General features: G+C 70.1%; 21 protein-coding genes and 4 tRNA genes. 1 reads left to right on the top strand and 24 read right to left on the bottom strand.

The genetic code is table 11. From position 1 onward, the window contains the following. Positions 1–56 precede the first annotated feature (56 nt). From O7621_RS08615 to O7621_RS08540, 16 genes are all read right to left on the bottom strand, one after another. Positions 57–3,488 (bottom strand): DNA-directed RNA polymerase subunit beta, encoded by a 3,432-nt coding sequence (locus O7621_RS08615; RefSeq protein ID WP_278173667.1) that lies wholly within the window; start codon positions 3,486–3,488, stop codon positions 57–59. Between the two features lie 571 nt (positions 3,489–4,059). Beyond that, positions 4,060–4,446 (bottom strand): 50S ribosomal protein L7/L12, encoded by a 387-nt coding sequence (rplL, locus tag O7621_RS08610; protein ID WP_123606157.1) that lies wholly within the window; start codon positions 4,444–4,446, stop codon positions 4,060–4,062. Positions 4,447–4,492: 46 nt separating this feature from the next. Beyond that, positions 4,493–5,035 carry a 50S ribosomal protein L10 gene (gene rplJ / locus O7621_RS08605; protein WP_282233522.1) on the bottom strand — a complete coding sequence of 181 codons (543 nt, stop codon included), beginning with the start codon at positions 5,033–5,035 and terminating at the stop codon, positions 4,493–4,495. A gap of 333 nt (positions 5,036–5,368) precedes the next feature. Continuing rightward, the gene (gene rplA / locus O7621_RS08600) at positions 5,369–6,085 is read right to left on the bottom strand and encodes a 50S ribosomal protein L1 (protein ID WP_282233521.1); all 717 of its coding nucleotides are present in this window, start codon (positions 6,083–6,085) and stop codon (positions 5,369–5,371) included. A 90-nt stretch (positions 6,086–6,175) separates the two neighbouring features. Then, the gene (gene rplK, locus O7621_RS08595; RefSeq protein ID WP_281551900.1) at positions 6,176–6,607 is read right to left on the bottom strand and encodes a 50S ribosomal protein L11; all 432 of its coding nucleotides are present in this window, start codon (positions 6,605–6,607) and stop codon (positions 6,176–6,178) included. A gap of 240 nt (positions 6,608–6,847) precedes the next feature. Next, complete coding sequence (gene nusG / locus O7621_RS08590) at positions 6,848–7,660, bottom strand: transcription termination/antitermination protein NusG (RefSeq protein ID WP_282233520.1); 813 nt, start codon at positions 7,658–7,660, stop codon at positions 6,848–6,850. Positions 7,661–7,683: 23 nt separating this feature from the next. Next, on the bottom strand, positions 7,684–8,073 hold the full coding sequence (gene secE / locus O7621_RS08585; RefSeq protein WP_282233519.1) for a preprotein translocase subunit SecE: 390 nt from the start codon (positions 8,071–8,073) through the stop codon (positions 7,684–7,686). Between the two features lie 134 nt (positions 8,074–8,207). Beyond that, positions 8,208–8,280, bottom strand: a tRNA-Trp gene (locus O7621_RS08580). A 156-nt stretch (positions 8,281–8,436) separates the two neighbouring features. Then, entirely contained in the window at positions 8,437–8,829 is a 393-nt protein-coding gene (locus O7621_RS08575; RefSeq protein ID WP_282233518.1) for a MaoC family dehydratase, read from the bottom strand. 1 nt (position 8,830) lies between these two features. Then, positions 8,831–9,280, bottom strand: coding sequence for a MaoC family dehydratase N-terminal domain-containing protein (locus O7621_RS08570; RefSeq protein ID WP_282233517.1), 450 nt, complete (start codon positions 9,278–9,280; stop codon positions 8,831–8,833). Between the two features lie 63 nt (positions 9,281–9,343). Beyond that, positions 9,344–9,511 (bottom strand): 50S ribosomal protein L33, encoded by a 168-nt coding sequence (rpmG, locus tag O7621_RS08565; RefSeq protein ID WP_046567246.1) that lies wholly within the window; start codon positions 9,509–9,511, stop codon positions 9,344–9,346. A 134-nt stretch (positions 9,512–9,645) separates the two neighbouring features. Next, positions 9,646–9,718 (bottom strand) — tRNA-Met (locus O7621_RS08560). A gap of 25 nt (positions 9,719–9,743) precedes the next feature. Continuing rightward, a tRNA-Thr gene (locus O7621_RS08555) sits at positions 9,744–9,816 on the bottom strand. A 139-nt stretch (positions 9,817–9,955) separates the two neighbouring features. After that, the gene (locus tag O7621_RS08550; RefSeq protein WP_282233516.1) at positions 9,956–12,481 is read right to left on the bottom strand and encodes a sensor domain-containing phosphodiesterase; all 2,526 of its coding nucleotides are present in this window, start codon (positions 12,479–12,481) and stop codon (positions 9,956–9,958) included. Between the two features lie 28 nt (positions 12,482–12,509). Then, the gene (locus O7621_RS08545; RefSeq protein WP_282233515.1) at positions 12,510–12,725 is read right to left on the bottom strand and encodes a hypothetical protein; all 216 of its coding nucleotides are present in this window, start codon (positions 12,723–12,725) and stop codon (positions 12,510–12,512) included. 944 nt (positions 12,726–13,669) lie between these two features. After that, positions 13,670–13,753: transfer RNA gene (locus tag O7621_RS08540), tRNA-Tyr, on the bottom strand. 165 nt (positions 13,754–13,918) lie between these two features. Here O7621_RS08540 and O7621_RS08535 point away from each other — a divergent pair. Beyond that, complete coding sequence (locus tag O7621_RS08535; protein WP_281551907.1) at positions 13,919–14,413, top strand: YajQ family cyclic di-GMP-binding protein; 495 nt, start codon at positions 13,919–13,921, stop codon at positions 14,411–14,413. Positions 14,414–14,460: 47 nt separating this feature from the next. Here O7621_RS08535 and O7621_RS08530 read toward each other — a convergent pair whose 3' ends face one another. From O7621_RS08530 to O7621_RS08495, 8 genes are all read right to left on the bottom strand, one after another. Next, positions 14,461–15,735 carry an MFS transporter gene (locus O7621_RS08530; protein WP_282233514.1) on the bottom strand — a complete coding sequence of 425 codons (1,275 nt, stop codon included), beginning with the start codon at positions 15,733–15,735 and terminating at the stop codon, positions 14,461–14,463. Between the two features lie 171 nt (positions 15,736–15,906). Continuing rightward, entirely contained in the window at positions 15,907–16,794 is an 888-nt protein-coding gene (gene htpX / locus O7621_RS08525; protein WP_282234501.1) for a zinc metalloprotease HtpX, read from the bottom strand. A gap of 142 nt (positions 16,795–16,936) precedes the next feature. Further along, positions 16,937–18,523: a proton-conducting transporter membrane subunit gene (locus O7621_RS08520; RefSeq protein ID WP_282233513.1), complete on the bottom strand. Its 1,587-nt coding sequence runs from the start codon at positions 18,521–18,523 to the stop codon at positions 16,937–16,939. Next, entirely contained in the window at positions 18,520–20,103 is a 1,584-nt protein-coding gene (locus O7621_RS08515; protein WP_282234500.1) for an NADH-quinone oxidoreductase subunit M, read from the bottom strand. The genes O7621_RS08520 and O7621_RS08515 overlap by 4 nt, the downstream gene beginning before the upstream one ends. A gap of 16 nt (positions 20,104–20,119) precedes the next feature. Further along, positions 20,120–22,009: an NADH-quinone oxidoreductase subunit L gene (locus O7621_RS08510; protein ID WP_282233512.1), complete on the bottom strand. Its 1,890-nt coding sequence runs from the start codon at positions 22,007–22,009 to the stop codon at positions 20,120–20,122. Beyond that, the gene (nuoK, locus tag O7621_RS08505) at positions 22,006–22,401 is read right to left on the bottom strand and encodes an NADH-quinone oxidoreductase subunit NuoK (RefSeq protein WP_282233511.1); all 396 of its coding nucleotides are present in this window, start codon (positions 22,399–22,401) and stop codon (positions 22,006–22,008) included. The genes O7621_RS08510 and nuoK overlap by 4 nt, the downstream gene beginning before the upstream one ends. Next, entirely contained in the window at positions 22,401–22,976 is a 576-nt protein-coding gene (locus tag O7621_RS08500) for an NADH-quinone oxidoreductase subunit J (protein ID WP_282233510.1), read from the bottom strand. Before O7621_RS08500 ends, nuoK begins: the two co-directional genes overlap by 1 nt. Continuing rightward, positions 22,973–23,599 (bottom strand): NADH-quinone oxidoreductase subunit I, encoded by a 627-nt coding sequence (locus O7621_RS08495; protein WP_282233509.1) that lies wholly within the window; start codon positions 23,597–23,599, stop codon positions 22,973–22,975. The genes O7621_RS08500 and O7621_RS08495 overlap by 4 nt, the downstream gene beginning before the upstream one ends. Positions 23,600–23,711 lie beyond the last annotated feature (112 nt).

Below are 23,711 nucleotides of genomic sequence, written 5' to 3'. Positions count from 1 at the left end.
CTGCTGGTTCACGGGCCCCGGTCGGCGGCCCTGGGGTCAGGGCCGCCGACCGCGCCTCACACTTCCTCGACCGAGCTCGGCTCCCGCCGGGACAGGTCGATACCGAGTTCCTCCGCGGCCCGGAACACCTCGTCGTCGGTCTCGCGCATCTCCAGGGCCACGCCGTCGCTGGACAGCACCTCGACGTTGAGGCACAGCGACTGCAGCTCCTTGAGCAGCACCTTGAACGACTCCGGGATGCCCGGCTCGGGGATGTTCTCGCCCTTGACGATCGCCTCGTAGACCTTGACCCGGCCCAGGACGTCGTCCGACTTGATGGTGAGCAGCTCCTGCAGGGCGTAGGCGGCGCCGTAGGCCTGCATCGCCCAGCACTCCATCTCACCGAAGCGCTGGCCGCCGAACTGTGCCTTACCGCCGAGCGGCTGCTGGGTGATCATGGAGTACGGGCCGGTCGACCGCGCGTGGATCTTGTCGTCCACCAGGTGGTTGAGCTTGAGGATGTAGATGTAGCCGACCGCGATCGCGTCCGGCAGCGGCTCACCGGAGCGCCCGTCGAACAGCTGGGCCTTACCCGAGCTGCCGATCAGCTGCACGCCGTCCCGGTTGGGCAGGGTGCTGCCCAGCAGGCCGGTGATCTCCTCCTCGCGGACACCGTCGAAGACCGGGGTCGCGACGTTGGTGTCCGGCTCGGCGTCGTCCGAGCCGATGGCGCGCAGCGCGGCCTTCCACTCGGCGTCGTCGCCCTCGACCTTCCACCCGGTCTTGGCCACCCACCCGAGGTGGGTCTCCAGGATCTGGCCGATGTTCATCCGGCCCGGCACACCGAGCGGGTTGAGCACGATGTCGACCGGGGTGCCGTCGGAGAGGAACGGCATGTCCTCGACCGGCAGGATCTTGGAGATGACGCCCTTGTTGCCGTGCCGGCCGGCAAGCTTGTCGCCGTCCTGGATCTTCCGCTTCTGCGCGACGTAGACCCGGACCAGCTCGTTGACGCCGGGCGGCAACTCGTCGCCGTCGTCGCGGGAGAAGGTCCGTACGCCGATCACCGTGCCGGTCTCGCCGTGCGGCACCTTCAGCGAGGTGTCCCGGACCTCCCGGGCCTTCTCGCCGAAGATCGCCCGCAGCAGCCGCTCCTCCGGGGTCAGCTCGGTCTCGCCCTTCGGGGTGACCTTGCCGACCAGGATGTCACCGGGGACCACCTCGGCACCGATCCGGATGATGCCGCGCTCGTCGAGGTCGGCGAGCATCTCCTCGCTGACGTTCGGGATGTCGCGGGTGATCTCCTCGGGGCCGAGCTTGGTGTCCCGGGCGTCGACCTCGTGCTCCTCGATGTGGATCGAGGTGAGCACGTCCTGCTGCACCAGCCGCTGGGACAGGATGATGGCGTCCTCGTAGTTGTAACCCTCCCACGGCATGAACGCCACGAGCAGGTTGCGGCCGAGGGCCATCTCGCCGTCGTCGGTGCACGGGCCGTCCGCGATGACCTGGCCGGCCTCGACCCGGTCACCCTCGAAGACGGTCGGCTTCTGGTTGACGCAGGAGCCGGCGTTCGAGCGACGGAACTTGTGCAGCAGGTAGGTCCGGCGGTGGCCGTCGTCCTGGTGCACGGTGACGTAGTCGGCGCACAGGTCCTCGACCACACCGCCGGACTCGGCGATCACCACGTCACCGGCGTCGACCGCGGCGCGGTACTCCATGCCGGTGCCGACCAGCGGAGACTCCGCCTTGACCAGCGGCACCGCCTGGCGCTGCATGTTCGCGCCCATCAGCGCCCGGTTGGCGTCGTCGTGCTCCAGGAACGGGATCATCGCGGTGGCGACGGAGACCATCTGCCGCGGTGAGACGTCCATGTAGTCGACGGCCGCCGGCGGGACGAAGTCGACCTCACCGCCCTTGCGTCGGACCAGGACCCGGTCCTCGGCGAAGGTGCCGTCGGCCATCAGCGGCGCGTTGGCCTGCGCCTTGACGAACCGGTCCTCCTCGTCCGCGGTCAGGTAGTCGATCTGGTCGGTGACCCGGCCGTCGATGACCTTGCGGTACGGGGTCTCGATGAAGCCGAACGGGTTGACCCGCCCGAAGGTGGACAACGCCCCGATCAGACCGATGTTCGGGCCTTCCGGGGTCTCGATCGGGCACATCCGGCCGTAGTGCGACGGGTGCACGTCACGGACCTCGAAGCCGGCCCGCTCCCGGGACAGACCACCCGGGCCGAGCGCGCTGAGCCGCCGGCGGTGGGTCAACCCGGCCAGCGGGTTGGTCTGGTCCATGAACTGGGACAGCTGCGAGGTGCCGAAGAACTCCTTGATCGCCGCCACCACCGGGCGGATGTTGATCAGGGTCTGCGGCGTGATGGCCTCGACATCCTGCGTCGTCATCCGCTCGCGGACGACCCGCTCCATCCGGGACAGGCCGACCCGTACCTGGTTCTGGATCAGCTCGCCGACGGTACGCAGCCGCCGGTTGCCGAAGTGGTCGATGTCGTCGGCTTCGTAGCCCTCCTCACCGGCGTGCAGCCGGCAGAGGTACTCGACGGTGGCGACGATGTCGTCCTCGGTGAGCGTCCCCGAGTTGATCGGGACGTCGAGGTTGAGCTTCTTGTTGAACTTGTACCGGCCGACCTTGGCGACGTCGTACCGCTTGGGGTTGAAGAACAGGTTGTCGAGCAGCGTCTGCGCGTTCTCGCGGGTCGGCGGCTCACCGGGACGGAGCTTGCGGTAGATGTCGAGCAGCGCCTCGTCCACCCCGGCGATGTGGTCCTTCTCCAGGGTGGTCATCATCAGCTCGGACCAGCCGAACCGCTCCCGGATCCGGTCGGCGGACCAACCGATGGCCTTGAGCAGGACGGTGACGGCCTGACGCCGCTTACGGTCGATGCGGACACCGACGGTGTCGCGCTTGTCGATGTCGAACTCCAGCCAGGCACCCCGGCTAGGGATCACCTTGACACTGGACAGGTCGCGGTCGGAGGTCTTGTCCGGCTGCTTGTCGAAGTACACGCCCGGGGACCGGACGAGCTGGCTGACCACCACGCGCTCGGTGCCGTTGATGATGAAGGTGCCCTTCGGCGTCATCATCGGGAAGTCACCCATGAACACCGTCTGGCTCTTGATCTCGCCGGTGGTGTTGTTGGTGAACTCCGCGGTGACGAAGAGCGGTGCGCAGTAGGTGAGGTCCTTCTCCTTGCACTCCTCGATCGAGGCCTTGACCTCGTCGAAGCGCGGGCTGGAGAAGGAAAGCGACATGGTGCCGGAAAAGTCCTCAATGGGACTGATCTCGTCGAGGATCTCCGCGAGGCCGGATCGTGCGTGCGGGTCGTCAGCCGACCGGCCCTGCCAAGCCTCGTTGCCCACCAGCCAGTCGAAGGACTCGGTCTGGATGGAGAGAAGGTTGGGGACCTCGAGGTGTTCGGTGATCCGGCCGAATGAGATTCGGCGAGGAGCGAAAGCGCTCGACGTACGACTGGTCTTCGCAGGGCGGGAAGCTGCCAAGATGCGTCCTTCCGAGGACCGGTGCTGCAGACGGCTGTTTCGCGCGCACTCCAAAGAACCTCGGTCGAAATATCCAGGATCGGACATTCCGGGCGCGAGGCAAGTCGGAAGGCAGCGCAAACTAGCAGTGTAGCCGAGCGGCTAACCGCTGTCCAGCCCGACGCCGAAGGACGTCGCGGAGCTGGTCGGGGCGACCGGGACCGGTGCCTCCGTACCGCTCGGAACGCGGCGTTCCCACGGAGCCTGGTGGGGGCTGGCGAACACCGGGACCCTGACCGGTCTCCCGATCCGGCGACCCGCTGCTGGTGCCATTACCCAGCTTTGGCCGTCGCAAGCCCATGAAACAGCTTGCTGTAGTCAGCGTGCCTGCCGGTCCGTGCCGCGTCAAGGCCTGTCGTACGGGGAGATCGCCCACTACGTCAGCCGGTTGCCGGCCGGGCGGGCAGCCCGTCGACCCGACCAAGGGCGAAATGCCCTGATCATCGGGCAGTCGCACCGGGTGTGCGAACGGAAACGGGCGGCAACCCCCGTGGGGGATAGCCGCCCGCAACCAACCTCGGTGTGGGTCAGGTCACTTGAGGGTGACCTTGGCGCCCTCCGCCTCCAGCTTGGCCTTGGCCTTGTCGGCGGTCTCCTTGTTGGCCTTCTCCAGGACCGCCTTCGGCGCGGCCTCGACCAGGTCCTTGGCCTCCTTGAGGCCGAGGCCGGTCAGCTCCCGGACCACCTTGATGACCTGGATCTTCTTGCCACCGTCCGCGTCGAGGATGACGTCGAACTCGTCCTTCTCCGGCTCGGCCTCGGCCGGTGCGGCGGCCGGGCCACCAGCGGCCGCGACGGCCACCGGCGCGGCGGCGGTCACGTCGAAGGTCTCCTCGAACTGCTTCACGAACTCCGAGAGCTCGATCAGCGTCATCTCCTTGAACGCGTCGAGCAGCTCGTCGGTGCTGAGCTTCGCCATGGTCGGCTTCCTTTCGAATTGAGTACGTTGACGGGGCGCTGGCGGGTCAGGCCTGCGTACCCTCGGATTCGCGCTTGTCCTGCAGCGCTGCCGCCAGGCGGGCGGTCTTCGACAGCGGGGCCTGCAGCACGGCTGCAGCCTTGCTCAGGTTCGCCTTCATGCCACCGGCCAGCTTGGCCAGCAGCACCTCGCGGGACTCGAGGTCGGCCAGCTTGTTGACCTCGGTCGCGGTGATCGCGCGCCCCTCGAAGACCCCGCCCTTGATGACCAGCATCGGGTTGGCCTTGGCGAAGTCGCGCAGGCCCTTCGCGGCCTCGACCACGTCGCCGGAGACGAAGGTGAGCGCGGTAGGACCGGTGAACAGCTCGTCGAGTCCGTCGATGCCCGCATCCGACGCGGCCCGCTTGGCCAGGGTGTTCTTCGCCACCGAGTAGGTCGCGCTCTGCCCCAGCGAACGGCGCAGCTGGGTCAGCTGGGCGACGGTGAGACCCCGGTACTCGGTGAGCACCGTGGCACCCGATTCACGGAACCGTTCGGTCAGGTCGGCGACCGCGGTCGCCTTGTCGGCACGAACCGGCTTGTCCGCCATGTCCCTCCTCTCTGGTGCTCCAGGCTGGTGGACGGCCGGCGGGTCGCCAGCCGGCCGTGAAGATCCCGCGCCCACGAAAAACGCCCCGGGCGCAGGGCGCACGGGGCGAGACAGCCGTCAGTTGACGGCGATGACTCATCGTCCGTTCCGCCCCTGCGCGGGCCGCCCGTGGAAACGGGACCTTCAACCGTGCCGAGGCACGGTGACCAGCGGTCTTTGGGTGTGGATATGGCAAGCCTACGGCACCGCAGCGGCAGGCACCAAATCCGCACGACAGACGGTGGGGGCGGGATCCGTCAGATCCCGCCCCCACCGTCTGTCGAACTGGACCGCTCAGCCTTCGTTGGTCGCCTCGTGCAGGTCCTTGACCACATTCGGGTCCACCGGCACGCCCGGCCCCATGGTGGTGGTCAGCACGACCTTCTTGAGGTACTTGCCCTTGGCCGCGGACGGCTTGGCCCGCAGCACCTCGTCGAGGACAGCCGCGTAGTTTTCGATCAACTGGGCCTCGCCGAACGAGGCCTTCCCGATGATCAGGTGCAGGTTGGAGTGCTTGTCCACCCGGAAGGCGATCTTGCCGCCCTTGATGTCCGAGACGGCCTTGGTCACGTCCATGGTGACCGTGCCGGTCTTCGGGTTCGGCATCAGGCCGCGCGGGCCCAGGATCCGCGCGATCCGGCCGATCTTCGCCATCTGGTCCGGAGTGGCGATCGCCGCGTCGAAGTCCAGCCAGCCGCCCTGGATCCGGGCAACCAGCTCGTCGGTGCCGACCTCGTCCGCGCCGGCGGCAACGGCCTCCTCCGCCTTCGCCCCAGCGGCGAAGACGATCACCCGGGCCGTCTTGCCCGTACCGTGCGGCAGATTGACCGTGCCGCGGACCATCTGGTCCGCCTTACGCGGGTCGATGCCGAGGCGCATCGCGACCTCGACCGTGGCGTCGAACTTCGCCGAGCTGGTCTCCTTGGCCAACTTCACCGCCTCGGCCGGGGCGTACAGCTTCGTCCGGTCGATCTGCTCGGTGGCCTTGCGGTAGTTCTTACTGCGCTGCATTGTCTCTGGCTCCTGTGGTCACTGGCGGGCGACGCCGTGCGCGCCCTCCCACGTCGGTCGGCTACGACCCGCAGTCGCGGGTCGGGACGGTCACTCCTTGACGGTGATGCCCATCGACCGGGCGGTCCCGGTGATGATCTTCTCCGCCTGCTCGATGCTGTTCGCATTGAGGTCGGCCATCTTCTTCTCGGCGATCTCCCGCAGCTGGGCGGTGGTCACCTGGCCGACCTTGGTGGTGTGCGGCACACCCGAGCCCTTCTGGATCCCGGCGGCCTTGAGCAGTAGCCGGGCAGCGGGCGGGGTCTTCAGCACGAAGGTGAAGGACCGGTCCTCGTACACGCTGATCTCAGCGGGCACGATGTCGCCCCGCTGGGATTCGGTCTGCGCGTTGTACGTCTTGCAGAACTCCATGATGTTCACGCCGTGCTGACCCAGCGCCGGACCGACCGGCGGTGCCGGGGTGGCCTGACCCGCCGGCAACTGCAGCGTGAACGTCTTGACGAGCTTCTTCTTCGGAGGCATGTCACTTCCTGGGGCTTGATCTGGTGTTCCGCACCGGATCTGCGGGACGTCACCGGCGACTGGCCGTCGTCCGGCACGGGCTGGCGAGCCCTCGACACGCGCGCACGGTCAGGCGCGGCCCAGGGCCGACGTTCTAGGTTAGCGCAGCTGACGGCGGCAACCCCAGCTGGGGTTGCCGCCGTCGGTGCAGCAGGTGGTTACGCAGGCTCCGAAAGACCCGCCGGCCCGGCTGAGCCGGAGTCAGATCTTGGCAACCTGGTTGAAGTTCAGCTCCACCGGGGTCTCCCGGCCGAAGATCGACACCAGCACCTTCAGCTTCTGCTGGTCGGCATTGATCTCGCTGATCGTGGCCGGCAACGAGGCGAACGCGCCGTCGGTCACGGTGACCGAGTCGCCGACCTCGAAGTCCAGCACCTTGACCTCGGGCTTGGCCTTCTTGGGCTCGGCCGCTACCGCCGGGACGAGCCACTTGAGCACCTCGTTGAGCGACAACGGCGCCGGCCGGTCGGCCCGGTCGGTCGCCCCGACGAAGCCGGTGACGCCCGGGGTGTTACGCACACAGGAGTACGACTCCGGGGTGAGGTCCATCCGGACCAGGATGTAGCCGGGGAAGACCTTGTTCTGCACCTGGAGCCGCTTGCCGTTCTTGACCTCGACCTCCTCCCGGGTCGGCACCTCGACCTGGAAGATGTACTCCTCCATGTCGAGGCTGGTGATCCGGGTCTCGAGGTTGGTCTTGACCTTGTTCTCGTAGCCGGCGTACGAGTGCACCACGTACCAGTCACCCGGCGCGTAGCGCAGCTTCTGCCGCAGCTCGGCGACCGGGTCGAACTCCTCGTCGTCGGCCGCAGCGGCGGGTTCGGCGACGTCGGCCGCAGAACTGTCCGGACTGTCCGGCCCAACGGCGGAACCGTTGGCGTCAGCCGGGGACTCGTCCGCCCCGGCAGTGGGGACCGGTGGTGCGCTGGCGGCCTCAACCGACTCATCAGCCGCCGCCGTGGCCACCGTCGACTGGTCGTCGGTGACGCCGGCGGTCTCGTCGTACTCAGGCACGCTTGCTCACTTCCGTCACAGAATCAGCTGGGGTTGCCGAATACCCACAGCACACCCTTGGCGAACACGAAGTCCAGCCCGGCCACGATGGTCAACATGACCGCGATGAACACGACCACCACGGCGGTGTAGGTCAGCAACTCCTTACGAGTCGGCCAGATGACCTTACGCAGCTCGGCGACCACTTCGCGGACGAACCGGATGATCCGCCCGAAAAACCCCACCCCGGCCCCGGCTTTCGCCTTCGGTCGCCCCTCCGACGTCTCCGCCTTGGCCTTGCTCCGGGTGGCCGTACCACCCCGTGCCGCCGGCTCGTCGTCGTCGACCTCGTCCTCGACCGACGTCTCGTCGATCGACTCCTCCTCGGGGCGGTCGTCCGCGGCGTCATCGCCACGCCGGTTCCTCTCGGCCATCTCGCCCTCCGTCGCGGTGGTCGGGTCGCGCGCCAGGTCAGACGCGCTGCGTCGTGCACGTCGGCCATTCCCCTTGCGGGACGGCCGCCAACGGGGACGGCAGCCGACCCACCGGGTCGGTCAGGCCTTGGGCGCAGGGGTGACAGGACTTGAACCTGCAGCCTGCGGTTTTGGAGACCGCTGCTCTGCCAATTGAGCTACACCCCTGTGCGGGTCGGCAACCCCACCCAACCCCGCGAGGCGCACGGCCACGCAGGACTGAACAGGGGTCACAGGCCCCACGGCGGACCAGTGTACGGGTAGAGCCACCACTTTCCCAACCGGTACCGGCACCGCGCGTACCCGGACCGGTACCACCGGCCGTCAGCGCGAGGTACGAACCAGTGCCCGGGCCTGGCTGAGCACCTTCTCGCCGACGCAGACGGCCGTGACGTCGATCCGGGTCAACCCGTCCTCGGTGGTGCCCTTGACCGCCCCGGTCACCTCGATCTCGGTGCCTTCGTCGTCGTCCGGGACCACCACCGGGCGGGTGAACCGGACCGAGTACTCGACCACCGCGTCCGCCGATCCGGCCCACTGCGTCACCGCGCGCCCGGCCAACGCCATGGTGAGCATGCCGTGGGCGATGACACCTGGCAGGCCGACCCCGGTGGCGAACCGGTCGCTCCAGTGGATGGGGTTGAAGTCGCCGGAGGCTCCGGCGTAGCGGACGAGGTCGGCCCGGGTGACCCGGAACCGTTGCGGAGTCAGCTCCATCTCAGTCCTCCCCCCGGACGACCAGCTTCATCCAGACGGTGACCACCGGTTCACCGGTCGCCGCGGTGGCGACCTCGGTGCGGATGGTCAGGAAGTCATGTCCACTACGGGACATGATCTCCTCGATGGTGTCGGTGCACACCAGTTCGTCGCCGGCGACCACTGGGCGGACGTACCGGAACCGCTGGTCGCCGTGCACGACCCGGCTGTAGTCGATCGCGAGATCGGGGTCGGAGATCACCCGCTCGGACGAGGACATGGTGACCGCCACCGGGAAGGTCGGTGGCGCGACCACGTCCGGATAGCCCGCTTTGCGGGCGACGTCCGGATCGTGGTGAACGGCATCGCTGGCCCCGATGGCGGCGGCGAACTCGCGGATCTTCTCCCGCCCCACCAGGTACGTACCGCCGGGCGGGTAACTGCGACCGACTAAGGACGGATCCATGGGCATGCGCAGCAACCTACCCGCTGGCCGGCGCCCGGACGACGTGCGGGCCGCCCGGAACGGCGATGGTCAGCGGGTCTCGCGGTGCAGCGTGTGCTTGCCGTCCCGGGGGCAGAACTTCTTCAGCTCGATGCGGTCCGGGTCGTTACGGCGGTTCTTCCGCGTGATGTAGTTGCGCTCCTTGCACTCCACACACGCCAAAGTGATCTTTGGACGGACGTCGGTCGCCTTGGCCACGGCGGGGTGCCTTCCTCGCTATCGGAACAACTACAGCGTGCCAGCGTAGCCTGCGGCAGCGCGGACATGCAAAGCGGGCGCCCGCGGCGCCCACCCGTACTTCGTACCACCGGCCTCACCCGCGAAGCCGACCGTAGCGGTGGCCGGACTTGAACCGGCGACACAACGATTATGAGCCGTTTGCTCTACCACCTGAGCTACACCGCCGTGACGGGTCCAGTGGAACCCACTGAGCCCCCTTACGGAATCGAACCGTAGACCTTCTCCTTACCATGGAGACGCTCTGCCGACTGAGCTAAGGGGGCCGAACACCCACCCGCCTGGGCGGATGCGCACGGGTAAGAGTACACGGCCCCGACCGCGAGGTGAAATCAGCTTGGCCCGTCTGCGCCGCCGCAGGTCAGAGGCCCTGCCCATCGCGAATCAGGCGCTGCCGGTCGGGGCTCAGGGCACGGCCCGCAGCCGGCGAACCTCGCTGGACTGCAGGCTCTCCGGGTCGGCCTGGGCCTCGTACCAGGCGGCCAGCCGCTCGTACGGCAACGGACGGCTGAACAGGAAGCCCTGCCCGACCTGGCAGCCGATGTCCTGCAGCAGTTCCAGGGTCAGTTCGCTCTCCACCCCTTCGGCCACCACGGTCAGGCCGAACTGCTGGGACAGCGTCACGACGGCGTTGACGATCGCCAGGTCCCCCGGATCGGTCGCCATCCCCTGCACGAACGACCGGTCGACCTTCACCTCGTGCACCGGCAACCGGCGCAGGTGCGCCAGCGAGGTGTAGCCGGTGCCGAAGTCGTCGACGGACAGCCGCACCCCGAGGTCACGCAGGCGCCGCAGCGTCGGCATCGGCCGGTCCGTACCGTCCAGCACACCGGCCTCGGCGATCTCCAGGGTGAGCAGCTCCGGAGCGACCTGCGCGTCATCCAGCAGGGTCCGGACCAGCTCGGGAAACTCCGGATCGGTCAGGGTACGGGCGGACAGGTTGACGGCCACCGGCAACGGCTGCTGACCGACGCTCCACTCCCGGCTGCGGCGCAGCCCTTCGCGCAGCACGAACTCGGTCAGCCGACCGAGCTGGCCGGTGTGTTCGGCGACCGCGACGAAGTCCTCCGGCGAGACCGAACCGTGCGTCGGATGCTCCCACCGGGTCAGGCACTCGACCCCGACCAGCCGGCGGCCGTGCAGCGTCACCTTCGGCTGGTAGTAGACCTCCAGCTGCATCTCATCGAGCGCGACCCGCAGGTCACCGGCGAGACCGAGCCGGCGTACCGAGCGGGACTCCAACGCCGGATTGAACAGCTGGACGCCGCCGGGCACCGACTTCGCCGCCGTCGCGGCCAGGTCCGCCCGCTGCAGCAGCGTCGCGGCGTCGCTGCCGTGGTCGGGGTGCACCGCGACACCGGCCACGGTGTCGACGTCCAGGGTCAACGCGCCGAAGACCATCTGGTCGCGAATCTGGTCACGGAGCTCGACCGCGAGCTGTACGGCGTACTCCGCAGCCTCCATCCGCAGGGTGACCACGAACTCGTCTCCGCCGCTGCGGCCGACCAGCGCGGCCGACGGGGCGCGGTCCCGCAGCCGCCGGGCGACCTCGGCCAGGACCTTGTCCCCGGCCGCGTGGCCGAGGGACTCGTTGACCTGCCGCAGCCCGGCAACGTCGAAAAGCAGGACGGCGACCACTTCACCCGGGGTCCGGATGGCCACCGACTCGTCGAGCGCTGCGGTCAGCCGGCGGCGGTTGGCCAGCCGGGTCAGGCCGTCGTGGGCCGCGTCGTAGCGCAGCCGGTCGACCAGGCGCGAGTTCTCCACGGCGACCGCGGCGTGCACCGCGATCGCTTCCAGTAGCCGCAGGTCACCGGGCCCGAAGTGGGAAATGTCCCCGAGCCGGCCGGACACCTCCAGGCAGCCGATCACCAGGGAACCGGCTCGCAGCGGCACTACGACGGCGTCCTTGGCACCCCATTCCCGAAGTGCGGTGTCGAACGGGCCGTCGCCGAATTTCGCGCCGACAGCCAGGGAATTTCCGGTCTCGAAGACGTGTTCACGGATCGATTCCGGGGCGCCTACCGTGTCGACCAGCCCCTGTCCGTCAGCGGTCGCGGACAGCAGCACCTCGGGGTACCGCCCCTGTTTCGGCAGCCAGAGGGTGGCGTACTCGGACTGCAGCACCTCGCGGACCCGCTTGAGCAGTACGTCGACGATCGTCCCGTCGTGCGGTGTGTCGGCGATCGCCCGGGTCAACGCGTAGATCTCGGAGAGCGTGCGGTTCTGCCGCAGTGATTTCGCGTATGACCGGTAGGCCAGCACGAAGAAGGTGATCAGCGCGACCAGCAGGATCAGCGCCCAGTCGCTCTGCGCCAGCAGGATCAGCACCACCAGACCGAAGGTGATGTTGATGGATGCGACGACCAGGGCGGGGACCGTCGTGGTGGTGAGCTCCTTGGTGGACAGTCGACCCTGGGCCAGAGTGATCACCACGAGCACGGCGACCAAGGTGATGATCTGGTAGGCGATCATCGCCCCGACCAGTGTCAGCCAGGTACGCGGCTCGGCTGCGTCGAGTACGTCGGCGTTGACGACTATCGCGGTGGCGATCGACGTGCCAGCGGCCACGTTCGCGACGTTGAACCACAACTTGACCGGTGGTTGCCGCCGGCTGAGATGGCCGAGTACGGCGGCCAGCACCCGGCCGATGATCAGAGTGAGTGGTGGCAGGAAGAACAGACCCAGCAGAAACGGGATCTCGCCGATGTTGAGGGTGAACGACTGCCGGCGTACCTCGAACAGCAGGATTGCCGCGTGCGCGGCGAGGAACAGCCCGAAGAACAGCAGGCCCAGCGGCCAATCTCCGGTCGGATTGGGGTGGCTGATGGCCAAGGCCACAGAGATGAGTACGGCTATCAGAGCGAGTGGCCCGGTTACGAACCAGGCCCGCCTGGAAGAATGCCGTGAGATCGCCTGTGGCCTTGGCACTCGATCCCCTTGGTGTCGGCTGCGGCGATCAGGTCCAGCTGAAGTCGTAGAGCGAGACCTGCGCATCCACCGTGGCGTCGAAGCCGTACTTGTCCACCGGGGAAACCACAGGCACTTCGTCACCGACCGTAACCCAGGCTTGGGCAGCCTGGGCGGCGGTCCCAGCGGTGAACGAGACAGCAATCCCGAGTGCGGCGACCGCGACGACCCTGCCGAGCCGGCGGCCCATCGTGTGTCCACGCATGTTACAGACTCCCGTCCAAGGAGGCGAATGAGTTACGCGAATGAGGGGCAGAGTCCTGATGGTGCCACACCGGACCGCACCAACGGTAGGTTGACGCGGCCGGCCTGCACCTTCGGCACCGCCCATCCTAGCCAATCGGACGAGGAGAACCTTAGCGGCGGCTTTGCCCTGCGGCTTTCGTCCCGCTGCTGCTCCGGCTGGGTGATCCGGCTCGACGACAGGCGGTGGCGCCGCGAAGAGGATTAGCAGGCACGGACACTAGGCAAACCTCGCACTGAGCGACGCGACCGGGTCAATATCATGACCGACATGCCGGATTTATTACGAATCAGCGAAGGAAGTGATTTGTTGCTCTTTTATGCAACTAAAATCCGGGATATATGGTCAACTGACCGAGTCATCAGCCTGCCGACAACCGACCGTCGCCGGGTCTCGACGCTAAGCCCTGCCGACCATTCGATGGCACCCTTTTCGGTCACGGCTCGGTGTCGGTGGCTACTCGCCAGTTCGGAAAACGCAGCCCAAACGGTGTACCGCAACCGAGAACGCTACCCGGGGTGCGGGTCGACGACTCGCCGAACGCTCAATGGCCCGTTCGCACACCGCGTGCCCACCAGCCGGCGGGCACGCGGGACTGTCGTGCCCTCCAGACCCGCTGGCGACGATGAGCGCCGACTAGTTGACGCAGCGTCACAGTCCCAGGGTCGGCTGCACCAGTCGAGCCTGATGCCACAGGTGCATCAGGATGCACCTGTGGCATCAGGTCCGCAGAAGCACCTTGGGTCCGCAGAAGCACCTTGGGTCCGCAGAGCACCTTGGGTCCGGAGCCTTGGTCCCGGAAACCGGGGACGGCTGGACCTGGCCGGACCGGGCGGGACGGCACGCCGGCCCGTACGACAACAGCCCTTGACCTGTTGGTGCAGGTCAAGGGCTGTTGGTGCGCCTGGTGGCGGGTAGAGGATTCGAACCTCTGTAGCTTTCGCGACGGATTTACAGTCCGCTCCCATTGGCCGCTCGGGCAACCCGCCAGGGCGTGCCACCTCGTCACGCGAGGCGACGCAGGAAAGGATAGCGGCATGACGGGGCTCTCCCGCAACCGGGTACCGTCAGCGGGAGTCAACTGTCCGGCAACGTCCGATACACCGTCCGAGACCCGCGCACCGTCCGAGACCCGCACTGGCAGGGAGCAGACCATGGCAGCCAACCCGTCGTTCGACATCGTGAGCAAGGTCGACCGGCAGGAGATCGACAACGCCCTCCGGCAGACCGAGAAGGAGCTGTCCACCCGCTTCGACTTCCGCGGCACCGGCGCCGAGATCGCCTGGTCCGGCGAGGAGGCCGTGACGTTGCAGGCGGAGACCGAGGAGCGGGTCAAGGCCAGCCTGGACGTGTTCAAGGAGAAGCTGGTCAAGCGGAACATCTCGCTCAAGTCGCTGGACGCCGGTGACCCACGCTCGTCGGGCAAGACCTACAAGATCGACTGCAAGGTCATCCAGGGCATCGAGTCGGACAAGGCGAAGGCGATCAGCAAGAAGATCCGCGACGACGGACCCAAGGGTGTCCAGGCGCAGATCCAGGGCGACCAGCTGCGCGTCACCGCCAAGAAGAAGGACGACCTGCAGGCGGTCATCGCGCTGCTCAAGCAGGAGGACTTCGGCATCGCCCTGCAGTTCACCAACTACCGCTGACCCAGGCCCCTGTCACTGGGCCGATGACGACCGGGGCGCCGGTCGGATCAGGCCGGACCGCCGAGCAGGGCCCGGTCCAGGTCGACCGCCGCGCGGGCTTCGGCACGGCTGATCGGGCCGGCCGGCCAGCCGGCCAGCAGCGCAGCCAGGGCGAGCGCGGCGGCGGCGAACAGGAAGGCCGCCGCCGGGCCACCGGCGCGGTCCACGAGCACCCCGGCGACCGCGCCGCCGGCCGCGCTGGCACCGACCGCCATGGTGGTAACCCAGGTGTACGCCTCGTTCAGCATGCTGACCGGGGCGATCCGGCCGACCATGGTGTTCTCGACGGTCAGCGCCGGGGCGATCACGGCACCGCCGATCGTCAGTGCCACGCCCAGGGCCAGCGGGTGCGACATCACCGCGTACACGACGAAGCTGGCGGCGACCCCGGCGAGCAGCCAGGCGAACTGCCGGGAGGCGTCCACCGCCGGTCGGCGGATACCGAAGTAGATCCCGCCGGTGGCGCTACCGACGGCCCAGACGGCCAGCAGTACGCCGGCGAGGCTGCCGCCGTCGTCGTTGGTGCCCAGGTAGTTGGAGGCGTACGCGGGCACCGCCACGCCGGCCGTGCCGAAGCCGATGCCCAGACCGCCGACACAGGCCAGCAACGCAGGGAAGCCGGGCACCCGCAGCGGGCCGAGGCCCCGGGCGTGGCCTTCGCGTGAGTGGGGTCGCCAGCCACGCATCGCCCTACCGAGCGCCACCATGGTGGTGCCAGCCAGGGTAAGTACGGCTGCGGCGACCAGTGCGGCTGCGGCGTCGGCGAGCACGATGAGCCCGGCGACGAGCAGCGGGCCGATCACGAACACCACCTCGAAGATGGTGGTCTCGGCGGCGAGCGCGGTGTTGCGCAGCGGGTAGCGGCCGCTGGCCGGGCTGGTCAGGTTGTTCCAGGCGCCCCGGATCGCGGCGCTGAGCGGCGGATAGCTGGCACCGGCGAGGCCGGACACCAGGAACACGGCCAGGATCGAGCCGCCGCTGCGGGTCGCGAACAGCAGGGCGATCAGGGCGACCGGGTGGGCGACCCCGGTGACCAGCAGCACCGGGCTCGGGCCGAGCCGGTCGGCGATCCGCCCGGCGACCGGGCTGACCGCCGCCCCGGCGAGGGCGTAGACGCCGCCGGCGATCGCGGCGAGCGAGTACCGGCCGGTGGAGTCGCTGATCACCAGCAGCAGGGCGAGGGGGGTCATGCCGATGCTGAGCCGGCCGATGACGCCCGGGATCAGCAGGGTGGGCCCGCCGGGGATGCGCCAGACGGCGACATATTTCCGCAATCCGGACACTGTTCCGTCCCTTCACCGGCTGGTGGCACCGGCGGCCCGACGTGCTGCGGACTGGCCGATGGGCCGGCGGCGGTAACGACCGCTCGGCCTGCCGACCCTAACCCGCTGACGGCCCCGCACCCCACCGGTTTCGGTCCGGTACGGGGTGCGAGGCCGCTCACACAGGCGGATTCACAACCGGCGCTGCACCGGGCCGCCGGCACCGGCGTACGCCAACTGCTCCAGCCGGGCCACCCGCTGCTCCATCGGCGGGTGGGTGGAGAACAGCGCGGCGAACCCGCCCTTGCGCAGCGGGTTGTCGATCATCAGGTGGGCCGAGCTGGCCAGCTGACCCTCGGCCGGCAACGGCATCCGCTGCGTACCCATGTGGATTTTGCGGAGCGCGCTGGCCAGCGCGAGCGGGTCGCGGGTCAGTGCGGCGCCGGACGCGTCCGCCTGGTACTCGCGGTTGCGGCTGATCGCCAGCTGGATGATCGACGCGGCCAGCGGGCCGAGGATCAGCATGGCGAGCAGCGCGGCCGGGTTGGCGCCCTCGTCGTCGTCCCCGCCGCCGAACGGCAGGAACCAGGCGAGGTGGGCCAGCATGGTGACGATGCCGGCGAGCGACGCCGCGACGCTGGAGATCAGGATGTCCCGGTTGTAGACGTGGGACAGTTCGTGCCCGATCACCCCGCGCAGCTCGCGGTAGTCGAGGATCTGCACGATCCCCTGGGTGACGCAGACCGCCGCGTTGGCCGGGTTACGCCCGGTCGCGAACGCGTTGGGCTGCATGGTCGGGCTGACGTAGAGCCGGGGCATCGGCTGCCCGGCGTCGGCGGCCAACTCCCGGACCATCTGATGCAGCGCCGGGAACTGCGCTTCGCTGACCGGCTGGGCCCGCATCGAGCGCAGCGCGATCTTGTCGGACCAGAAGTAGGTGCCGGCGTTCATCGCCAGCGAGACTCCTACGGCGATCATCAAGCCGCCGCTGCCGCCGAACCAGTAGCCAACGCCGAGGATCATGGCGGTGAGCAGGCCGAGCAGGGCTGCCGTCTTGAGACCGTTGTGGTGGCTGTGCACGTTCACTCCCTCTCCACCGGGTCGTCTGGAGACCCCACGGCAGGTGCAACGCCCACGTACCCACTGCGCATCCCGCAATAGCTGAGAGTTGGCTGTCAATCAAGACCTGGCGGGCATGTTTCACTCAGGCAGGAACTCGCACTCAGCCCGCGACGACGTCAAAGACCACCTGTGGCGCAAACCCGAGCAAAACCGCCAGAACGGTCGCGACGGCGAGCGTCGCCACCACCGGCCACGCCACCGGACCACCAGGTGCCGACGGCGGCGTCGGCTCCGGCTCCGGCTCCCGGGCGTACAGCGTGGCACTGACCCGCAGGTAGTAGACCAGGCCGAGGACCGCGTTGGCCGCGACCACCAACGCCAGCCAGCCGGCCCCGCCGACCAGCAGCGACCGGACCACCGCCACCTTGGCGAACAACCCGGCCAGGCCCGGCGGCAGACCGGCCAGCCCGATCAACGCCAGCGTCAGCGCCGCACCGATCCACGGCCGACGGCGGGCCGCGCCCGCATACGCGGCGATCGAACCGCCGTCGCCGGCCGCCGGCCGCAACGCCACCACCGCAGCGAAAGCGGCAAGCTCCAACAACACAAAGAAGACGGTGTACGCGAAGACCGCCGCGACGGCCACCGCCTGCTCCTCGACGCCCCGACCGGCCACCCCGGCGGCCGCCGCCAGCGGCACCAGGATGTAGCCGGCCTGCGCGATCGACGACCAAGCCAGCAGCCGCACCATCCGCCGCTGCCGCAACGCGACCAGGTTGCCGACCGTCATGGTCGCCACCGCCAGCACCGCCAGCACCGGCCCGGACGCGGCCAACTGCGGCGTGAGCCCCTCAGTCACCACCGCGACGATCGCCACCACGCCGCCGAGCTTCGACGCGGTCGACAGGTACGCGGCGACCGGCAGCGGCGCGCCGTCGTAGGTCTTCGGTGCCCAGGCATGCAGCGGCACCGCCGCCACCTTGAACGCCAGGCCGGTCAGCAGCAGCACCACGCCGACCCGGGCCAGCCGGGCCTGCCCGTCGGCCGAGCCGCCGACGACCGTACCGGCCGGCTCGGCCAGACCGCTGGCTCCGGCGAGCAGGTCGAGGTGCACCGCGCCGTACGCCGCGTACAGCAACGCCACGCCGAGCAACGCCACCGCCGTGGACACCACGCTGACCACGAAGAAGCTCACCGCCGACTCGGCCGAGGCGGCCCGCTGCCGGCGCAGCCCGACCAGGATGTACAGCGGCAGGGTGAGCGTCTCCACCGCCACGACCAGGGTGATCAGGTCCCCGGCGGCACCGAGCACCACCCCGCCGGTCATCGAGCAGGCCAGCAGGAAGCAGTACTCGCCGGCCGGCACCGCACCGGAGTTCAGCAGCGGCGCGGACAGCGCGAGCACGCCGGCGGTGAGCGCCGCGAACAGCAGCGCGACCAGGGCGGCCCGGCTGTCGGCGACGTACGAGCAGGCCAGCCCACCGACGGCCAGTCCGCCGTCGGGCAGTCCGCCCTCGGCGGGTACGCCGGACGGCGTACCGCAGAACGTGGCCCGCGCCGGATGCGCCAGCGCCACCAGCGCGGCGAGGCCGACCCCGGCGGCGCCGGCGACAGCGGCCGCCCCGGTGACCGCCCGCCGGCCGACGAACAGGTCGGCCAGCAGCACCGCGACCGCCGTCGCCGCCGCCAGGTACGCCGGCAGCAGCGCCAGGTGGTCGATCGTCTGTGCCGCGGTCCCGTCGGTCACCGGATCACCTCCAGCAGGATCGTGACCGGCGACTCGGCGACGCCGAGCACCAGCGCCGGCACCAGCCCGATGGCCAACGCCAGCAGCACCAGAGGTGCCCAGGCCAGCGCCTCGGGGCGGCTGATCGCGAAGACGGGTGTGTCCCGGACCGCCGGCCCGGCCGGGCCGTGGGTGACCCGGCGCAGCATCCGCAGCAGGTACGCGGCGGTCAGTGCCGCCCCGACCGCCGCCGCCACGGCCAGCGTCGTCCACAGCGGCCCGCCGCGCTGCCAGGCGGCGACGACGGCGAACGCCTCACCCCAGAAGCCGGCCAGGCCGGGCAGGCCGAGGGAGGCGATCGCCGCGTAGCCGAGCAGCCCGGACAGCGCCGGGGAGGATTCCCGCAGCCCGCCGAGATCCGCCAGCTCGCCGGTGTGGTAGCGGTCCTTGACCGCGCCGGCGAGGAAGAACAGCAGGCCGGTGATGACGCCGTGGGCGACGTTGCCGATCAGCGCGGCCTGGATGCCGGTGGCGCTCAGCGTGGCGATGCCCAGCAGCACGAATCCCATGTGTCCGACACTGGAGTAGGCGATCAGCCGTTTCAGCTCGGTCTGCGCCAGGCACACCAGGGAGCCGACGATGATCGCGGCGACGGCGAGGGCGCCGAGCACCGGGGCGGCCCAGCGGGCTCCTTCGGGGGCGACGCCGACGGCGACCCGGATCAGCCCGTACGTACCCATTTTGAGCAGCACCCCGGCGAGGATCACGCTGCCGACGGTGGGTGCCTGGCTGTGCGCGTCGGGCAGCCAGCTGTGCAGCGGCCACAGCGGTGCCTTGACCGCGAAGGCCAGCGCCAGCAGCGTGAACGCGAATAGCTGGGTGCCCCGGCCGAGTCCGTCGCCGCCGGTGAGCACGGTCAGGTCGGCGGTGCCGGCGGCGGTCGTCACGGTCACCACGCCGACCAGCAGCAGCACCGACCCGGCCAGGGTGTAGACGGCGAACCTGGTCGCCGCCCGCCGGTGCGCGCCATCGGCCCGGTCGCCGCCACCGGCGGTACGGTCGCTGCCGCCCCAGCCGGCGATGATCGCGTACATCGGCAGCAGCACGACCTCGAAGAAGACGAAGAACGGCACCAGGTCGAGAGCGAGGAAGGTGCCGACGATGCCGACCTCGACGACCAGCAGCAACGCGACCAACGCCCGCCCGTTGCGGCCGTGCGGGGCGCGCCAGACGGTGTACGCGCAGCACAGCAGGGTCAGTCCGGTGGTGAGCAGCACCAGCGGGTACGAGATGCCGTCGACACCGAGGTGCAACCGCAGGTCCAGGGCGGGCACCCAGGGCAGGTCGAGCTGATGCCAGGGCAGCACCCCGGGTGGGCCGTCCAGCGGCGGACCGTACGCGAACCAGCCGACCCCGGTCGGGTCGCGCAGCAACGGCAGGCTGACCAGGAACGTCACCGCCGCGAAGACGGTGCCGGTGATCCGGCCGGCCCGGTCACCGCCGACCGGCAGGGCGAGCAGCAGCGCGCCGAGCGCCGGCACGACCAGCGCGGCCAGCAGGGCGAGCTGCCCGACGGTCCACCCGTCGTCGGCGTACGTCATCATCGGCGGCCCCCGCTCATCCCGCGCTCCCCAGGGCGGCGGCCGCCGTCGCCAACCCGATCAGCAGTACGCCGGCGAGGACCATGGTGACCGCCCGGGGCAGCGGGGCGGTGTGCCGGCGGCGCAACCAGTCGCCCAGCCCGGTCACGGTACGCCCGGTGCCGGTGACCGCGCCGTCGACGCCGGACTCGTCGCCGACCCGGGCCGCGGCGGCGAGCGCCGTCACCGGGCGGACCACGACGGCCCGCTGCACCGCGTCGAGCCAGAACGCCGCCGCGAACGCCGGCCGCAGCGGGCCGAGCGCCCGCGCCGGGTCGGCGGCCGGGTCACGTCGGTGCAGCCACACCGCCGCGCCGACGCCGACGGCCAGCAGCAGCACCGGCAGCACCAGGTCGGGGCCGAAGTGGATTAGCCCGTCCGGCGGGGCACCGAGCCAGCCGGTGAAGGTGGGGCTGAACGCGGCCAGGCCGAGCAGCCCGGCCGGCACGGCCAGGGCCAGCACCGGCCAGCGCATCAGCGCCGGCGGGTCGTGCGGGTGCACGCCGGCGCGCACCCGGGACGGCCCGAGGAAGGTACGCAGCAGCAGCCGGGTGGCGTACCAGGCGGTGACCGCCACCCCGACGAGACCGGCCGTCCAGACCAGCCAGCCCAGCCACGCCGGCACCGGCCCGTCGCCGGGGTGGCGGGCGGCTTCGCCGGCCGCGTACAGCACGCTCTCCTTGCTCCAGAAGCCGGCCAGCGGTGGCAGCCCGGCGAGCGCGCCGAGCCCGACGGCGGTGGCGGAGAAGGTGACCGGCATCGGCCGGCGCAGCCCGCCCATGGCCGACATCAGGTTGCTGCCGACGGCGTGGATCACGCAGCCGGCGGCGAGGAACAGCAGTGCCTTGAAGGCGGCGTGGGTGAGCAGGTGGAACAGGGCGGCCGGTGGGGAGCCGACGGCCAACGCGCCGGTCATGTAACCGAGCTGGGACACGGTCGACCAGGCCAGTACCCGTTTGATGTCGTCTGCGGCGGTCGCCGCGAACGCGCCGAGCAGCAGGGTGACGACGCCGAGTACGCCGAGCAGGATCAGCGCGGCCGGGGCGGCGACGAAGACCGGGTAGAGCCGGATCACCACGTACACCCCGGCGGCGACCATGGTGGCGGCGTGGATCAGCGCGGAGATCGGCGTCGGGCCGGCCATCGCGTCGGGCAGCCAGGTGTGCAGCGGGAACTGGGCGCTCTTGCCGGCCACCCCGGCGAGCAGCAGCAGCGCCGCCGTGGTGACCGTCGCCGGCGGGTAGTCGTGGGCGAGCACCTCGGCGATCCGGAAGCTGCCGGCACCGATGCCGAGCACCGCGATGCCGAGCAGGAATCCGACGTCACCGACCCGGGTGACCAGGAACGCCTTCATCGCCGCCGCCGGCGCCTCGGGCAGCCGCCGATCGTGCGCGATCAGCAGGTACGAGCAGGCGCCCATCACCTCCCAGCCGACCAGCAGCATGATCAGGTCACCGGCGACGACGACCAGCAGCATCGCGGCGGTGAACAGGCTCACCTGGGCGGCGTACGCCGGGTAGCGGTCGTCGCCGGCCAGGTACGCGACGGAGTACAGCTGCACGGCGAGCGCCACCGCGCCGACCGCGACGGCGACCAGGGCGGCGGGGCCGTCCAGCCGTACGCCGAAGGTGACCGCCAGCCCGCCGACGTCGACCCACGGCCGGGACTGCTCGACGGTCGGTGCCCCACCGGCCAGCAGCGCGACGGCGGTGACCAGCGCGGCGGCGGCACCGCCGACGCCGAGCCCGGCGGCGACCCGGCGGCGGGTGGCGGTCAGCGGGTCGGGCCGCAGGCTGACCAGCAGGCCGGCCAGGGCGGCCGCGAACGGTACGGCGGGCAGCAGGTGGCCCAGGGTCGACCCGGTCACCGGGTCACCTCCTGCCGCTCGGCGACGCTGCCAACCTGCACGGCAGCGGTGTCGGCCGGCGGGTCTGCGTCGGCCCGCCCGTCCGCGTCACCGTCGAGTGGCACCTCGTCGACGACCACGCTGGACCGCAGCCGGTACAGGTGCAGCACGATGGCCAGCCCGACGCCCACCTCAGCGGCGGCGATCACGATGATGAACAGGGCGAACGTCTGCCCGGTGTACGGCAGTGCGGCGCGCACCGTGGTGTCGGCGGTGACCAGGACCAGGTTGACGGCGTTGAGCATCAGCTCGACCGACATCAGCAGCAGGACGGCGTTGCGGCGGCGCAGTACGCCGTACAGGCCGAGCCCGAACAGCGCGGCGGCGACGAGGTACGGGATGACCGGGCGCATCAGCCGCGCCCGCCCGGTCCGGCCTGCCCAGCCGGCTCGCCCGGCCCGGCCCGCCCAGCCCGCTCGGGCTGCTCAGCCTGCGCGCCGACGTCGGGGCGGGACAGCACGATCGCGCCGATCAGCGCGGACAGCAGCAGCACCGACAGCACCTCGAACGGCAGCACCCAGCTGCCGAAGACGGCCGCGCCGAGCCGGTCGGCGGTGCCGGCGTCGGGCAGCTCGACCCGCGACCAGCGGTACGCGTCGACGAACAGCGCGGCCAGCCCCAGCCCGGCCCCGCCGCCGATCAGCGCGGCCGGCCAGCCGGGCCGGTCCAGGTCGGTGGCGGCGCCGATCGGCGCGCGGGTGAGCATCACCGCGAACAGCAGCAGCACCACGACCGCGCCGACGTAGATCAGCACCTGCACCCAGGCGACCAGTTCGGCGGTCAGCACCAGGTACAGGCCGGCGACGGCGCCGAGGCAGACGACCAGGTACAGCCCGGCGCGGACGATGTGCCGGGTGGTCACCACCAGGGCGGCGGCACCGACGGCGACCGCGCCGAGGGCGAGCAGCAGCACGTCCGTACCGGTCATGTGGTCGCCCCACGGGCAGGCCGACCGGGCGCGGCGGCCTTGCGGGCGGCGGCGGTCTCCTCTTTGGCCGGTTCGCCGTTCGGGTCGTGCGCCGGTGGCGGCGGTACGCTCGCCATCCACTCGCCGAGGTGTTCCTTGTCGTGCAGCAGGTCCCGGATGTCGTACTCGGCGTACTCGAACTCGGGCGACCAGTAGAGCGCGTCGAACGGGCAGACCTCGACGCAGATGCCGCAGTACATGCAGAGCGAGAAGTCGATGTCGAACCGGTCGAGGACGTTGCGCTGCCGGGCCCGTGCCGCACCCGGCACCTGCACCTCCTCCTTGTGCGAGTCGATGTAGATGCACCAGTCGGGGCATTCGCGGGCGCAGAGCATGCAGACCGTGCAGTTCTCGGCCAGCAGCGCGATGACCCCACGGGAGCGGGGCGGCAGATCGGGGGCGACGTCCGGGTACTGCTGGGTGTGGACCGGGGAGACCATCGTCTTGAAGGTCGTCGCCAGGCCTTTCAGCAGCCCTTCGCCGTGCCCGCCGCGGTGCCCGCCCTCGCTGTGCCCGGCACCAACGTGTCCGGTGCCGCTGTGTCCGGTGCCGCTGTGTCCGGTGTCGTGCTCCTCGCCGCTCATGCCGGTCGTCCGCCGCGTCGGTCCATGCGCCTCATCCTGCCGAATCCGTGCCGGGCACGCGAGCACCTGATCTCCGTTGCCTTCGATCTCCGTCGGCCGATCGCCAAACCCG

It is taken from the genome of Solwaraspora sp. WMMD937, from assembly GCF_029581175.1.
Lineage (GTDB): Bacteria > Actinomycetota > Actinomycetes > Mycobacteriales > Micromonosporaceae > Micromonospora_E.
The sequence above is the reverse complement of the archived record's forward strand: the minus strand, read 5'-3'. Positions and strand labels throughout refer to the sequence as shown.

Coding starts and splice junctions, on each gene's coding strand:
- rplK (WP_281551900.1), bottom strand. CDS start 6,607: ATGCCTCCGAAGAAGAAGCTCGTCAAGACGTTCACGCTGCAGTTGCCG.
- O7621_RS08495 (WP_282233509.1), bottom strand. CDS start 23,599: ATGAGCGGCGAGGAGCACGACACCGGACACAGCGGCACCGGACACAGC.
- O7621_RS08500 (WP_282233510.1), bottom strand. CDS start 22,976: ATGACCGGTACGGACGTGCTGCTGCTCGCCCTCGGCGCGGTCGCCGTC.
- nuoK (WP_282233511.1), bottom strand. CDS start 22,401: ATGCGCCCGGTCATCCCGTACCTCGTCGCCGCCGCGCTGTTCGGGCTC.
- O7621_RS08570 (WP_282233517.1), bottom strand. CDS start 9,280: ATGCCCATGGATCCGTCCTTAGTCGGTCGCAGTTACCCGCCCGGCGGT.
- rplJ (WP_282233522.1), bottom strand. CDS start 5,035: ATGGCGGACAAGCCGGTTCGTGCCGACAAGGCGACCGCGGTCGCCGAC.
- O7621_RS08575 (WP_282233518.1), bottom strand. CDS start 8,829: ATGGAGCTGACTCCGCAACGGTTCCGGGTCACCCGGGCCGACCTCGTC.
- secE (WP_282233519.1), bottom strand. CDS start 8,073: ATGGCCGAGAGGAACCGGCGTGGCGATGACGCCGCGGACGACCGCCCC.
- O7621_RS08545 (WP_282233515.1), bottom strand. CDS start 12,725: ATGCGTGGACACACGATGGGCCGCCGGCTCGGCAGGGTCGTCGCGGTC.
- O7621_RS08515 (WP_282234500.1), bottom strand. CDS start 20,103: ATGACGTACGCCGACGACGGGTGGACCGTCGGGCAGCTCGCCCTGCTG.
- rplL (WP_123606157.1), bottom strand. CDS start 4,446: ATGGCGAAGCTCAGCACCGACGAGCTGCTCGACGCGTTCAAGGAGATG.
- O7621_RS08535 (WP_281551907.1), top strand. CDS start 13,919: ATGGCAGCCAACCCGTCGTTCGACATCGTGAGCAAGGTCGACCGGCAG.
- rplA (WP_282233521.1), bottom strand. CDS start 6,085: ATGCAGCGCAGTAAGAACTACCGCAAGGCCACCGAGCAGATCGACCGG.